This is a genomic window from Curvibacter delicatus NBRC 14919, from assembly GCF_001592265.1.
Taxonomy (GTDB): Bacteria; Pseudomonadota; Gammaproteobacteria; order Burkholderiales; family Burkholderiaceae_C; genus Hylemonella; species Hylemonella delicata.
On record NZ_BCWP01000003.1, the window covers coordinates 80,664 to 94,431 of the forward strand.

The window sequence follows — 13,768 nt, forward strand, 5'->3', positions numbered from 1 at the left end:
GGGCAAGCGATTTGGTGAACGAAAGTACACATGCTGTTGACACGGTTGCGCTGTTGGCAAACTCCGCGCAGCAATGTGCAGCCGCCCAAAACAAAAACCCCGCCGAAGCGGGGTTTTCACAGCAATCCGAGGGATTACTTGTTGGGACGGGTACCGACCACTTCGATTTCTACGCGACGGTTCTTGGCGCGGCCTTCCTTGGTCTTGTTGTCAGCCACAGGCTGCTTCTCGCCCTTGCCTTCGGTGTAGATACGGTTCTTTTCGATGCCCTTGGACACCAGATAAGCCTTGACAGCTTCAGAACGGCGGATCGACAGCTTCTGGTTGTAAGCGTCAGTACCAACAGAGTCGGTGTGGCCGACAGCGATGATCACTTCGAGGTTGATGCCCTTGACCTTCTGGGCCAGGTCATCCAGCTTGGCCTTGCCTTCGGGCTTGAGCACAGCCTTGTCGAAGTCGAAGAAAGCGTCAGCAGCATAGGTCACCTTGCTGGCAGCAACAGCCGGAGCGGCAGCAGCCGGAGCGGCAGCAGCAGCCGGAGCGGCAGGAGCAGCCTTGGGAGCCTCGACGATAGCGCCATCGCAACCCTTGGCAGCAGTAGCCGGGGTCCAGTTGGCATCGCGCCAGCACAGTTCGTTGGTGCCATTCTTCACAGCGATGCCAGAACCGCTAACCCAGTTGTCGACAGACTGGGCACCTGCAGCGGTAGCGAGGGCTGCGGTTGCAATCAACATTGCCACTTTATTCAGTTTTTTCATGGTTCTCCTTTAGCGGAAAAAGCTGCAGCAAGGCTGCGATTAATGAAGAAAAGATGGCATGCACATGTGACTACCACCCGAACGGTCTTTGCCATTGTGCCACATATGGCAGGGGCTTCAATTGTCAAAACAGCGACACAGCCCGTTACAAACCAACAAGCCGCCTCTCTGTTGCCATGAAGCAACAAGGGCGGCACCTTAAAATGGCAGATTGCCCACGTCCTTGACCAGAGCGCTCCATGACCCAGTTCGCCAAAGAAACCCTGCCCATCAGCCTTGAAGAGGAAATGCGGCGCAGCTACCTTGATTACGCCATGAGCGTGATCGTGGGCCGCGCCCTGCCCGATGCACGGGATGGCTTGAAGCCTGTTCACCGGCGCGTGCTGTATGCAATGCATGAGCTCAACAACGATTGGAACCGGGCCTACAAGAAGTCGGCCCGTATCGTCGGTGACGTCATTGGTAAATACCACCCGCACGGAGATCAGTCGGTTTACGACACCATCGTGCGCATGGCACAGGATTTCTCCATGCGCCACATGCTGGTGGACGGCCAGGGCAACTTCGGCTCGGTCGACGGCGACAGCGCCGCCGCCATGCGTTACACCGAAATCCGCTTGGCCAAGATCGCCCATGAGATGTTGGCGGACATCGACAAGGAAACGGTGGATTTCGGCCCCAACTATGACGGTTCGGAGAAAGAGCCGCTGGTGCTGCCCAGCCGTCTGCCCAACCTGCTGGTCAACGGCTCTGGCGGCATTGCGGTGGGCATGGCCACCAACATCCCACCACACAATCTGAACGAGGTGGTGGACGCCTGCCTGCACCTGTTGCGCAACCCCGAGGCCTCCATCGACGAGCTGATGGAGATCATCCCAGCGCCTGACTTTCCTACCGCCGGCATCATCTACGGCATCAGCGGCGTCAAGGAAGGCTACCGCACGGGCCGCGGCCGCATCGTGATGCGCGCCCGTTGCCACTTTGAGGACATCGACAAGGGTCAGCGCCAGTCCATCATCGTGGACGAGTTGCCCTACCAAGTCAACAAGAAGACCTTGCTGGAGCGCATCGCCGAACTGGTGCACGAGAAGAAGATCGAAGGCATCAGTCACATCCAAGACGAGTCCGACAAGTCGGGCATGCGCGTGGTGATCGAACTCAAACGCGGCGAAGTACCCGAGGTGGTGCTCAACAACCTGTACAAACAGACCCAGCTGCAGGACACCTTCGGCATGAACATGGTGGCCCTGATCAACGGCCAACCCAAGCTGTGTAACCTGAAGGACCTGATCGAGGTCTTCCTCGACCACCGCCGCGAAGTGGTAACACGCCGCACGGTGTTCAACCTGCGCAAGGCCCGCGAGCGCGGTCATGTGCTCGAAGGCCTGGCAGTGGCCCTGGCCAACATCGACGATTTCATCGCCATCATCCGCAACGCCCCCACCCCGCCGGTGGCCAAGGCCGAGTTGATGAGCAAACCCTGGGACAGCAAACTGGTGCGCGAGATGCTCACCCGCACCCGCGCCGATGGCGGCGTGGTCAATGCAGACGACTACCGCCCGGAAAGCCTGGAAAAGAACTATGGCATGGGCAGCGATGGCCTGTACCGCCTGTCCGACACCCAGGCCCAGGAAATCCTGCAGATGCGCCTGCAGCGCCTGACCGGCCTGGAACAGGACAAGATCGTGGCCGAGTACAAGGACGTCATGGCCGAGATTGAAGATCTGCTCGACATCCTGGCCAAGCCGGAGCGCGTCTCGGTCATCATCAGCGAGGAGCTCGGCGCCATCAAGCAGGAGTTCGGCCAGGCCAAGGTTGGCATGCGTCGCAGCGAGGTCGAGCACAACGCCCAGGATCTGGCGACCGAAGATCTGATCACGCCGACCGACATGGTGGTGACACTGAGCCACAGCGGCTACATCAAGAGCCAACCCTTGGGCGAGTACCGCGCGCAAAAGCGCGGCGGCCGTGGCAAGCAGGCCACCGCCACCAAGGAAGATGACTGGATCGACCAGCTCTTCATTGCCAACACGCACGACTACATCCTGTGCTTCTCCAACCGCGGCCGCCTGTATTGGCTCAAGGTCTGGGAGGTTCCCGCCGGTTCGCGTGGTTCGCGTGGCCGCCCGATCGTCAACATGTTCCCGCTGCAAGAGGGCGAGAAGATCACCGTGGTGCTGCCGCTGACTGGTGAATCCCGCAGCTTTCCGGCCGACCACTACGTGTTCATGGCGACCTCCATGGGCACGGTCAAGAAAACCACGCTCGATGAGTTCAGCAACCCGCGCAAAGCCGGCATCATTGCTGTGGACCTCGACGCCGGCGACTTCCTGATTGGCGCCGCGCTGACGGACGGCAAGCATGATGTCATGCTGTTCTCCGACGGCGGCAAAGCCGTGCGCTTCGACGAGAACGACGTGCGCCCCATGGGCCGCAATGCGCGCGGCGTGCGCGGCATGATGCTCGAAGAAGGACAAAGCGTGATTGCCATGCTGGTGGCCGAAGACGAGCAGCAAAGCGTGCTGACGGCCACGGAAAACGGCTATGGCAAACGAACATCCATCACCGAGTACACGCGCCATGGCCGTGGTACCAAGGGCATGATTGCCATCCAGCAATCCGAGCGCAACGGCAAGGTCGTCGCCGCGACACTGGTCCATACCGACGACGAGATCATGTTGATCACCGACCGCGGTGTGCTGGTACGCACCCGGGTCAGTGAAATCCGTGAACTTGGCCGCGCCACCCAGGGCGTCACCCTGATCGGCTTGGACGAAGGCTCCAAACTGAGCGGCCTGCAACGCATTGTCGAAAACGACGCCAACACCGGCGAAGGTGAGGGCGAGGCTGATGCCGCCGAGGGAGACGAGGCCTGATGTCGCGCCCTTTCAACTTCTCGGCCGGCCCGGCCACCATCGCCCCCGAAGTGCTGCAGCAGGCCGCCAGCGAGATGCTGGACTGGCATGGCAGCGGCATGGGTGTCATGGAGATGAGCCATCGCGGCAAGGAGTTCATCAGCATCTACGAACAGGCCCAGGCCGATCTGCGCGAACTGCTGGCGGTACCGAAGAACTTCCAGATCCTGTTCATGCAGGGCGGTGGCTTGGCGGAGAACGCCATCGTTCCGCTCAATCTGTCGCGTGGCGGCAAGGCGGACTTCGTGCTCACCGGCAGCTGGAGCCAGAAGTCACTCAAGGAAGCGCGCAAGTACTGCCAAGCGCATGTTGCAGCCACGGACGAAGCCCATGGATTCACCCAACTGCCTGCATCGGCCGACTGGCAGCTCAGCGCAGATGCGAGCTACGTGCACATCTGCTCGAATGAAACCATTCATGGCGTCGAATTCCACGAGTTGCCCGACCTGAAGGCACTCGGCTCCAGTGCTCCGCTGGTGGTCGACTTCTCATCCCAGGTGGCGTCGCGCCCGGTGGACTGGTCGCGCGTCGGCCTGGCCTTCGGCGGCGCGCAGAAGAACATCGGCCCGGCCGGCCTGACCCTGGTGATCGTGCGCGAAGATCTGCTGGGCCATGCCCTGCCAGCCTGCCCCAGCGCCTTCGACTACAAAACCGTGGCCGACAACCAGTCCATGTTCAACACGCCGCCGACCTTCGCCATCTACATGGCCGGCCTGATCTTCCAGTGGCTCAAGAAACTGGGCGGCGTGCCGGCCATCGAGGCGCGCAACATCGCCAAAGCCGAGCTGCTCTACAGCTACATCGACAGCTCACAGCTCTACCTCAACAAGGTTGATCCAGTCTGTCGCTCGCGCATGAATGTGCCTTTTTTCCTGCGCGACGAATCCCGCAACGAAGCTTTCCTGGCAGGAGCCAAGACGGCGGGCCTGTTGCAACTCAAGGGCCACAAGTCGGTCGGCGGCATGCGTGCCAGCCTCTACAACGCCATGCCGATCGAGGGCGTGCAGACGCTCGTGTCCTACATGCAAGAATTCGAACGTACGCAAAGCTGAGTCATGGCCAAGACCCTTTCAGAACTGCGCGTACAGATTGACGCCCTGGACCAGGAGCTGCTGGCCCTGCTCAACCGCCGTGCCGCCTTGGCCCATGATGTGGGCGAGATCAAGAAAATTGATGGTTCACCGGTGTTCCGCCCCGAACGCGAGGCCCAGGTCATTGCCAGCCTGCAGACCGCCAATCCCGGACCGCTCAAGCGCGACAGCGTAGCCACCATCTGGCGCGAGATCATGTCTGCCTGCCGCGCCCTGGAAGCGCCGCAACGCGTGGCCTACCTCGGTCCCGCCGGTACCTTCAGCGAACAGGCGGCAGAACAGTTCTTCGGCTCCAGCATTGAACGCATGCCCTGCGGCAGCATCGACGAGGTGTTCCGCGCCACCGCTGCCGGCAGCGCCCAGTACGGCGTGGTCCCGATGGAGAACTCCACCGAGGGCATGGTGTCGCGTTCGCTCGACCTGTTCCTGACCTCGCCGCTGCACGTCATCGGCGAGACCAGCCTGCTGGTACGCCACAACCTGCTGCGCCGGTCCGACTCGCTCGAAGGCATCGAGGCAGTCTACGCTCATCCGCAGGCCTTGGCCCAGTGCCAGAACTGGCTCAACACCCATCTGCCGCACGCCGAGCGCCATGCGGCCGCCAGCAATGCCGAAGGCGCACGCCTGGCCGCCAGCAATCCGGCCTGGGCCGGCATCGCCAGCGAGCGCGCCGGCAGCGAATTCGGCCTGCATGTGGTGGCGCATGCCATCCAGGACGACGCCTACAACCGCACCCGCTTCGCCGTGGTCTGCCTGCCGCAGACCATGCCGGCCCCCGAGGCGTCGGGCAAGGACTGCGTGAGCCTGATCGTCTCGGTCCCCAACCGTCCCGGCGCCGTGCACGACCTGCTGGTGCCACTGAAGAGGCATGGTGTCTCCATGACACGCTTCGAGTCGCGTCCGGCACGTTCCGGCCAGTGGGAGTACTACTTCTACATCGACATCCAGGGCCACCTCTCGCAACCCCATGTTGCCGCGGCCCTGCAGGAACTGCAGGGCCTGTGCGCCTTTTACAAGGTGCTGGGCACTTACCCGGTGTCTGAGTAATGAAGGCCCCCACGCTCATGCACTTCGTGTCATTCGCTGCCCCCAAGCGCAGGCCTGCCCTGCGCTCTGCTTGGTCTCGGGGTCGCATTTCCCCGGCGGGGCTGACCGCCAAGCGGTTCAGAGCACCTTGGGGTGGCCCGGCGGCAAAAATCGAGTTCCCCCACACTCGCGCACTTCGTGTCACTCGCTGCCCCCTGAGGGGGCGCTTCTCGCCTTGGAGCGGTCCGGCGGCTCAAGATGTTTGAACAACTCGGACTTATTGGCTGCGGTCTGATGGGCGGCTCCTTTGCGCTGGCCCTCAAGCGCGCCGGCCTGGTCAAGCGTGTCGTCGGCTACAGCAAGTCCCCCTCCACCACGGAACGGGCCCGGCAACTGGGTGTGATCGACGTCGAGGCCCCCTCCGCACTGCTGGCCGTCTCAGGTGCCGACATCGTGCTGATCGCGGTGCCGGTGGCCGCCACCGAGGCCACCTTCAAGGCCATCCGTCATCTCGTCTCGCCGCAGATGCTGATCATGGACGTCGGCTCGACCAAACGCGATGTCATCGACGCCGGCCGTCGTGCCCTGCGCGATCACATCGGCTCCTTCGTGCCAGCCCACCCGATTGCCGGCAAGGAAGTCTCCGGGGTTGACCATGCCGACCCCGATCTCTACGCCGGCAAACAGGTCATCCTGACGCCGATTGAGCGCACCCAGCCTACCCAGCTGCAGCAAGCCGTCGATGTCTGGACTGCGCTGGGCTGCCGTGTGCAGCAGATGTCCCCCGAAGCGCACGATGCGGCCTTTGCCTCGGTCAGCCACCTGCCGCACCTGCTGGCCTTTGCCCTGATGAATTCGATCACCAGTCAACCGCAAGGCAAGGACTTCCTGTCGCTGGCCGGGCCTGGTTTCCGCGACTTCACCCGCATCGCCGCCAGCGATCCCCATGTCTGGCGCGACATCCTGATCTCCAACCGGGAAGAATTGCTGGCCCAGTCCCAGATCTTCCAGCGACAGCTGCAGGCCTTGGAGCTCATGATCTCCAACGGCAACGGCGAGGCGCTTGAAGGTCTGATCGACCAGGCCAGCCGCGCGCGCGCCGGCTGGAGCATGAACAAGTTCCAAAAATAATGTTTGCCACCGAGTTTCTAGATCTGCCGCCGCTGGCCGGCGCCCAAGGCTGCGTCGTGCTGCCCGGCTCCAAGAGCATTTCCAACCGCGTGCTGCTGCTGGCCGCCTTGTGCTGCGGCCGCACCACCCTGCACGACCTGCTGGACTCCGACGACACGCGCGTCATGCTGGCGGCGCTGCGCCAACTGGGCTGTGGCGTGCAGCAGGATGGCACCACCGTCGTCATCGATGGCCTCGACGGCAAACTCCCCGCCACCGCCCTGAAGTTCTTCATGGGCAATGCCGGCACGGCCATGCGGCCACTGACCGCGGCCCTGGCCGTGTTGGGAGGCGACTTCGAGCTGTCCGGCATCCCGCGCATGCACGAGCGTCCGATCGGCGACCTCGTTGATGCGCTGCGCCAACTCGGCTGCCAGATTGACTATCTCGGCAACGACGGCTACCCGCCGCTGCGCATCGGTCGCCCGACCCTGAAGCTCGACGCGCCCATCCGGGTGCGCGGCGACGTCTCCAGCCAGTTCCTCACGGCCCTGCTGATGGCACTGCCTCTGGTCGCGAGCAAGGACATCACCATCGAGGTTGTTGGCGAACTGATCTCCAAGCCTTACATCGAGATCACCCTCAATCTGCTGGCACGCTTCGGCATTGCCGTGCGGCGCGAAGGTTGGCAGCGTTTCACCATTCCCGCTGGCAGCCGCTACCAGACGCCCGGTGTGCTGCATGTGGAGGCCGACGCCTCCTCGGCCAGCTACTTCATCGCCCTGGGCGCCATCGCCGCCAATCAGTCTGCCCCTGTGCGCATCGAGGGCGTCGGCGAAAGCTCGATCCAGGGCGACATCAGATTCATCGATGCGGCGCGTCTGATGGGGGCCCACGTCACCAGCGGCCCGAACTGGCTGGAAATTTCGAAAGGCAGTTGGCCGCTCAAGGCGCTGGACCTTGACTGCAACCACATTCCCGACGCTGCCATGACCCTGGCCGTGATGGCGCTGTATGCCGACGGCCCCACGACACTGCGCAACATTGCCAGCTGGCGTGTCAAGGAAACCGACCGCATTGCCGCCATGGCCACCGAGTTGCGCAAGCTCGGCGCCACGGTGGAGGAAGGCCCGGACTTCATCCGCATCCAGCCCCTGCCGCAGGCCACCGGCTGGAAAGCCGCCAGCATTCACACCTACGACGACCATCGGATCGCCATGTGCTTCTCGCTGGCTGCCTTCAACCAGGCCCAGCTCCCGGTACGCATCCTCGACCCCAAGTGCGTCGGCAAGACCTTTCCCGACTACTTTGAAGCACTGTTCTCGGTCACGACCCCCGTGCCCAGTAGCGTGCCGGTGCTTTGCGTCGACGGTCCCACCGCTTCCGGCAAGGGTACGCTGGCCGCCCGTCTGGCGCAGGCACTGGGCTACCACTACCTGGACTCCGGCGCGCTCTACCGCGTGACCGCGCTGGCCGCCCTGCGCGCCGGCCTGACGCTGGAACCTGCCAACGAAGCGGCCATTGCGGCCCTGGCCAAGCATTTGCCGGTGCGTTTCGTGGGCGAGCAGGTCCTGTTGGCCGGCGAGGACGTCAGCAACGCCATCCGCAGTGAGCAAGGTGGCATGAATGCCTCCAAGGTCTCGGCCCTGCCCGCCGTGCGTACCGCGCTGGTCGCCCTGCAGCACAGTTTCCGTCGGCTGCCGGGCCTGGTGGCCGACGGCCGCGACATGGGCACCGTGATCTTCCCCGACGCCCCGCTCAAGGTGTTTTTGACCGCGAGCGCCGAAAAACGCGCTGAGCGACGTCATAAGCAGTTGATTTCAAAGGGAATTTCGGCTATATTGTCAGATCTTCGCGCCGATCTGGAGGCGCGCGATGCCCGGGACACCTCCCGCGCGGTCGCGCCACTCAAGCCGGCACAAGATGCCCGGTTGCTGGACAACTCGGATCTCTCGATTGAAAAGTCGCTTGATCTGGTGCTGGACTGGTGGCAGGACAAACAGCCTTTCAGCAAAGTCTGAGCGGCTGAACGGCCCACACGGCTCCCCTCGCGCATGCATTGCGCACGGCCGTGTGGCTCAACAACGTAACCCGCGGGTCATCCGCACAAACCGCCGTCGAAAGCTATCCCCCAGCAGCAATGGTGCTGCTGTAACGCCATGGTTCCATGCCATGGACGCCCAGACGGTCTAGGAAATTAAATGTCTGAATCTTTTGCCGCCCTGTTTGAAGAATCCCTGCAACGCACCGAAATGCGTCCGGGCGAAGTGATCACCGCCGAAGTCGTGCGCATCGAGCACGGCTTCGTCGTCGTGAACGCCGGCCTGAAGTCCGAAGCCTACGTGCCGATCGAGGAATTCAAGAACGACCAGGGCGTGCTCGAAGTCCAAGTGGGCGACTTCGTTTCCGTGGCCATTGGCTCCATCGAAAACGGCTACGGCGACACTATCCTGTCGCGCGACACCGCCAAGCGCCTGGCTTCCTGGATGAGCCTGGAAAAGGCCCTGGAATCCGGCGAATTCGTCACCGGTACCACCAGCGGCAAGGTCAAGGGTGGCCTGACCGTGCTGGTCAACGGCATCCGCGCCTTCCTGCCCGGCTCGCTGGTTGACACCCGTCCGACCAAGGATCTGTCTCCGTACGAGAACAAGACCATGGAGTTCAAGGTCATCAAGCTCGACCGCAAGCGCAACAACGTGGTGCTGAGCCGCCGCGCCGTGGTGGAAGCCTCCATGGGCGAAGAGCGCGCCAAGCTGATGCAGACCCTGAAAGAAGGCTCTGTGGTGCAAGGCGTGGTCAAGAACATCACCGAATACGGTGCCTTCGTGGACCTGGGCGGCATTGACGGTCTGCTGCACATCACCGACATGGCATGGCGCCGCGTCCGCCACCCGAGCGAAGTCGTTCAGGCTGGCCAGGAAATCTCCGCCAAGATCCTCAAGTTCGACACCGAGAAGAACCGTGTGTCCCTGGGTCTCAAGCAGATGGGCGACGACCCGTGGATGGGCGTGAACCGCCGCTACCCGCAAGGCACCCGCATGTTCGGCAAGATCACCAACATCGCCGACTACGGCGCGTTTGTGGAACTCGAGCCCGGCATCGAAGGTCTGGTGCACGTGTCCGAAATGGACTGGACCAACAAGAATGTGGCCCCTTCCAAGATCGTCTCCCTGGGTGACGAAGTCGAAGTCATGGTCCTCGAGATCGACGAAGACAAGCGCCGCATCAGCTTGGGCATGAAGCAGTGCAAGGCCAACCCGTGGCAGGAATTCGCGCAGAACACCAAGCGCGGCGACCGCGTCAAGGGCCCGATCAAGTCGATCACCGACTTCGGCGTGTTCGTTGGCCTGGCTGCCGGCATCGACGGCCTGGTGCACCTGTCCGACCTGTCCTGGAACGAGCCCGGCGAAGCCGCCGTGCGCAACTACAAGAAGGGTCAGGAAGTCGAAGCCATCGTGCTGGCCGTGGATGTGGACCGCGAGCGCATCTCCCTGGGCATCAAGCAGCTGGACTCCGACCCGTTCACGACCTTCGTGTCGATCAACGACAAGGGCCAGACCGTGACCGGCAAGGTCAAGACCGTGGATGCCAAGGGCGCTGAAATCGACCTCGGCGACGACATCATCGGTTACCTGCGCGCCAGCGAAATCTCCCGCGACCGCGTGGAAGATGCCCGCAATGTGCTGAAGGAAGGCGATGAAGTGACCGCTGTGGTGGTGAACGTGGATCGTAAGACCCGCAACATCCAGCTGTCCATCAAGGCCAAGGACATGGCAGACCAGAATGAAGCCATGCAGTCCCTGAGCCAGCAGTCTGCCCGCGAAAACGCTGGCACGACCAGCCTGGGCGCCCTGCTGCGTGCCAAACTGGACAACAACAACTGATCTGCTGTTGCTGACCTGAACAAACGGCCGGTTGCCTGCAGGCGCCGGTCGTTTTTTCTTCGCCATACCCTGAATTGCCATGACCCGCTCCGACCTCGTTGAAGAACTGGCCAACCGTTTCAGCCAACTGACCCACCGCGATGCCGAATTCGCGGTCAAGGCCATTCTGGATGCCATGAACGACGCCCTGGTACGTGGTCACCGGATCGAAATCCGCGGCTTTGGCAGTTTCTCCATCAACCGCCGACCGCCCCGCATGGGACGCAACCCGCGCAGTGGCGAGAGTGTGGCCATCCCCGAAAAGCGCGTTCCCCACTTCAAGCCAGGCAAGGCCTTGCGTGAAGCCGTGGACCAGCGCACCAGCGAAATGCAGGTCCAGAGCAAAAGCTGACGGACCCAACGCAACGTTAGAATCCCCTCGTCACAGAGGAGATCAATGAAACACCTCATGTGGCTGCTCAGGTGGATACTGAAAGCAGCCATTTTTTTCACCCTTTTTGCCTTCGCCCTGAACAACCAGCAGGATGCGACGGTGCATTTCTTCTTTGGCACCGCGTGGCGAACCCCGCTGGTGCTGGTGGTACTGGCCGCATTTGCCGCCGGACTGGTCGCCGGCGTTCTGGCCATGGTGCCGCGCTGGTGGAAGCACCGCAGTGCCGCCAGCCGTGTGCACACCGCAGCCGCCGTCACCCCCAGCGCGCCACCTCAACCGCCCGTACCACCCCATGGACTTTGATCTGAGCTGGATCCTGCTGGGCCTGCCCCTGGCCTTCGGCCTGGGCTGGCTGGCTTCGCGATTCGACTTGCGCCAGCTGCGCATCGAGAACCGGCAGACGCCCAAGGCCTATTTCCGCGGCCTGAACTTCCTGCTCAACGAGCAGCAGGACCAGGCCATCGATGCCTTCATCGAAGCCGTGCAGCACGACCCCGACACCTCGGAACTGCACTTTGCCCTGGGCAACCTGTTCCGTCGCCGTGGCGAGTACGAACGCGCCGTGCGCGTGCATGAACACCTGTTGTCACGCGGTGACCTCTCCGAGGCGGACCGCCAGCGCGCCCAGCATGCGCTGGCCCTCGACTTCCTGAAAGCCGGCTTGCTCGACCGGGCAGAAGACGCCCTGCTCAAGCTCGAAGGTACGCCGTTTGAAGCGCAGGCCCGTCTGGCCCTGCTGGCCAACTACGAACGCTCACGCGACTGGCCGCAAGCGGCCAGCATTGCCAGCAAGCTGGACAATTCGGACAGCGGCAGCTTCAGCAGCCGTCTCGCCCACTATTTGTGCGAGCAGGCGGCGGCCCATCTGACCGCCGGAGAAACCGCTCAGGCCCGCAGCCTGCTGGAACAGGCCATGACAACAGCCCCCGCTGCGCCGCGCCCACGCATTGAGCTGGCCAGCCTGCTCAGCAGCCAGGGGGACCACGCCGCAGCCTGCACCACGCTGGAAACGACACTTCAGGCGGCCCCGGCGGCCACGCCCTTGGTCGCAGCGCCGCTCGCCAATGTAGCCATCGCCAGCGGCCGTGTCCCGACCGTGCTGCCACAACTCAAGGCCAGCTATGAACAGGCCCCCTCGCTGGATGTGCTGGAAGCCATCGTTGCCCTGGAAGCAACCCAGGGCAGCAATGGCCACACAGCACGCGACTGGTACGTGCGCCATCTCGAAAACGAGCCGTCATTGGTAGCCGCTGCCAAATGGATTGCGGGCGAAAAGCTGGAGCATGAACAATTCCATCCGCAGGTGCAACGCGCGCTGGACCACGCCGTCAAACCCTTGACGCGCTACCGCTGCGCCGCCTGCGGCTTCGAGGCCAAACAGCATTTCTGGCAATGCCCGGGTTGCCAGACCTGGGACAGCTATCCGGCGCGGCGGGTAGAAGAGCTGTAATGAGGCACCCCCGACTCTCGCTCACTGCGTGTAGTTCGCATCCCCCCTCAAGGGGGCACACCCAGCAGCCCGGCAAAGCCGGTTCTGCGGGTGTCCCCGACTATGCTTCTTTGTGCCTGCTGTAATTCGGCAACCAGCATCTCTGACATGCCAATGAAAATAACTCAAGAACAACTGTCCAAGGCGCGCGTGCTCGTGGTCGGCGACGCCATGATCGACCGCTACTGGTACGGTGCGGTGGACCGCATCAGCCCGGAGGCGCCGGTGCCGGTGGTGCGCATCACGCGCGAGGAAGAACGCATTGGCGGTGCCGCCAATGTGGCCAGCAACGTGGTGGCGCTGGGTGCCCGGGCTTCGTTGTTGACGGTCGTGGGCGAGGATGATGCCAGCCACAAGCTGGAACAGCTGGTGGCCAAGACCGGCATCACCCCCTACTTCGACCGTGACGCCCAGCTGCAGACCACCGTCAAGCTGCGCATCATTGGCCGCCAGCAGCAGCTGATCCGGCTCGACTTCGAGAACACCCCCAAGAGCGAAGTGCTGGCGTCGCAGACGGCCACCTTCCGCAACCTGCTGTCCAGCCATGACGCCGTGCTGTTTTCCGACTACGGCAAGGGTGGCCTGGACCATGTGCACGACATGATCGAGCATGCCAAGGCGGCCGGCAAGCCGGTCCTGATCGATCCCAAGGGCTCCGACTACTCGCGTTACAGCGGCGCCACTGTCATCACACCCAACCGCGCTGAACTGCAGCAGGTGGTGGGCGGCTGGCGCGACGAAGACGAGCTGCGCGGCAAGGCCCAGAACCTGCGCCGGCAACTTGGCCTGCAGGCCCTGCTGCTCACGCGCAGCGAAGAAGGCATGACGCTTTATGACGATGAAGGCGAACTCAGTGTCGCCGCGCAGGCACGTGAGGTGTTCGACGTCACCGGTGCCGGCGACACCGTGATTGCCACCATGGCCGCACTGGTGGCCGCGGGCCTGAGCCTGCGCCAGGCCATGCCGCTGGCCAACCGTGCCGGCGGCATCGTGGTCGGCAAGTTCGGCACCGCCACCGTCAGCTATGACGAGCTGTTTGCCACAAACTGAATTTGAAGGACC

Annotated in this window: 11 protein-coding genes; 10 read left to right on the forward strand and 1 reads right to left on the reverse strand. The window is 63.0% G+C overall.

Features of this window, described 5'->3' with window-relative positions; all coding sequences use genetic code 11:
* Positions 1-134: 134 nt before the first annotated feature.
* Positions 135-758, reverse strand: coding sequence for an outer membrane protein OmpA (ompA, locus tag CDE01S_RS02510; protein WP_066703245.1), 624 nt, complete (start codon positions 756-758; stop codon positions 135-137).
* Between the two features lie 239 nt (positions 759-997).
* Here ompA and gyrA point away from each other — a divergent pair, with 239 nt between their 5' ends.
* The 10 genes from gyrA (at position 998) to rfaE1 (ending at position 13,756) form a co-directional block, all read left to right on the forward strand.
* A complete protein-coding gene (gene gyrA / locus CDE01S_RS02515; RefSeq protein ID WP_066703248.1) occupies positions 998-3,634 on the forward strand; it encodes a DNA gyrase subunit A in 2,637 nt (878 codons plus the stop codon).
* On the forward strand, positions 3,634-4,725 hold the full coding sequence (gene serC, locus CDE01S_RS02520) for a 3-phosphoserine/phosphohydroxythreonine transaminase (protein WP_066703250.1): 1,092 nt from the start codon (positions 3,634-3,636) through the stop codon (positions 4,723-4,725). Before gyrA ends, serC begins: the two co-directional genes overlap by 1 nt.
* 3 nt (positions 4,726-4,728) lie before the next feature.
* Positions 4,729-5,811 (forward strand): prephenate dehydratase, encoded by a 1,083-nt coding sequence (gene pheA, locus CDE01S_RS02525; protein WP_066703253.1) that lies wholly within the window; start codon positions 4,729-4,731, stop codon positions 5,809-5,811.
* Between the two features lie 237 nt (positions 5,812-6,048).
* On the forward strand, positions 6,049-6,921 hold the full coding sequence (locus tag CDE01S_RS02530; protein WP_066703263.1) for a prephenate dehydrogenase: 873 nt from the start codon (positions 6,049-6,051) through the stop codon (positions 6,919-6,921).
* Positions 6,921-8,921: a bifunctional 3-phosphoshikimate 1-carboxyvinyltransferase/cytidylate kinase gene (locus CDE01S_RS02535; RefSeq protein WP_066703271.1), complete on the forward strand. Its 2,001-nt coding sequence runs from the start codon at positions 6,921-6,923 to the stop codon at positions 8,919-8,921. Before CDE01S_RS02530 ends, CDE01S_RS02535 begins: the two co-directional genes overlap by 1 nt.
* A gap of 180 nt (positions 8,922-9,101) precedes the next feature.
* Positions 9,102-10,784, forward strand: coding sequence for a 30S ribosomal protein S1 (rpsA, locus tag CDE01S_RS02540; RefSeq protein ID WP_066703275.1), 1,683 nt, complete (start codon positions 9,102-9,104; stop codon positions 10,782-10,784).
* Between the two features lie 79 nt (positions 10,785-10,863).
* Positions 10,864-11,175 carry an integration host factor subunit beta gene (locus CDE01S_RS02545; RefSeq protein ID WP_066703278.1) on the forward strand — a complete coding sequence of 104 codons (312 nt, stop codon included), beginning with the start codon at positions 10,864-10,866 and terminating at the stop codon, positions 11,173-11,175.
* 57 nt (positions 11,176-11,232) lie between these two features.
* Positions 11,233-11,520 (forward strand): LapA family protein, encoded by a 288-nt coding sequence (locus tag CDE01S_RS02550; RefSeq protein ID WP_439648662.1) that lies wholly within the window; start codon positions 11,233-11,235, stop codon positions 11,518-11,520.
* On the forward strand, positions 11,510-12,667 hold the full coding sequence (gene lapB / locus CDE01S_RS02555; RefSeq protein ID WP_066703282.1) for a lipopolysaccharide assembly protein LapB: 1,158 nt from the start codon (positions 11,510-11,512) through the stop codon (positions 12,665-12,667). Before CDE01S_RS02550 ends, lapB begins: the two co-directional genes overlap by 11 nt.
* 153 nt (positions 12,668-12,820) lie before the next feature.
* Positions 12,821-13,756 (forward strand): D-glycero-beta-D-manno-heptose-7-phosphate kinase, encoded by a 936-nt coding sequence (rfaE1, locus tag CDE01S_RS02560; RefSeq protein ID WP_084382650.1) that lies wholly within the window; start codon positions 12,821-12,823, stop codon positions 13,754-13,756.
* The last annotated feature ends 12 nt before the right edge of the window (positions 13,757-13,768 follow it).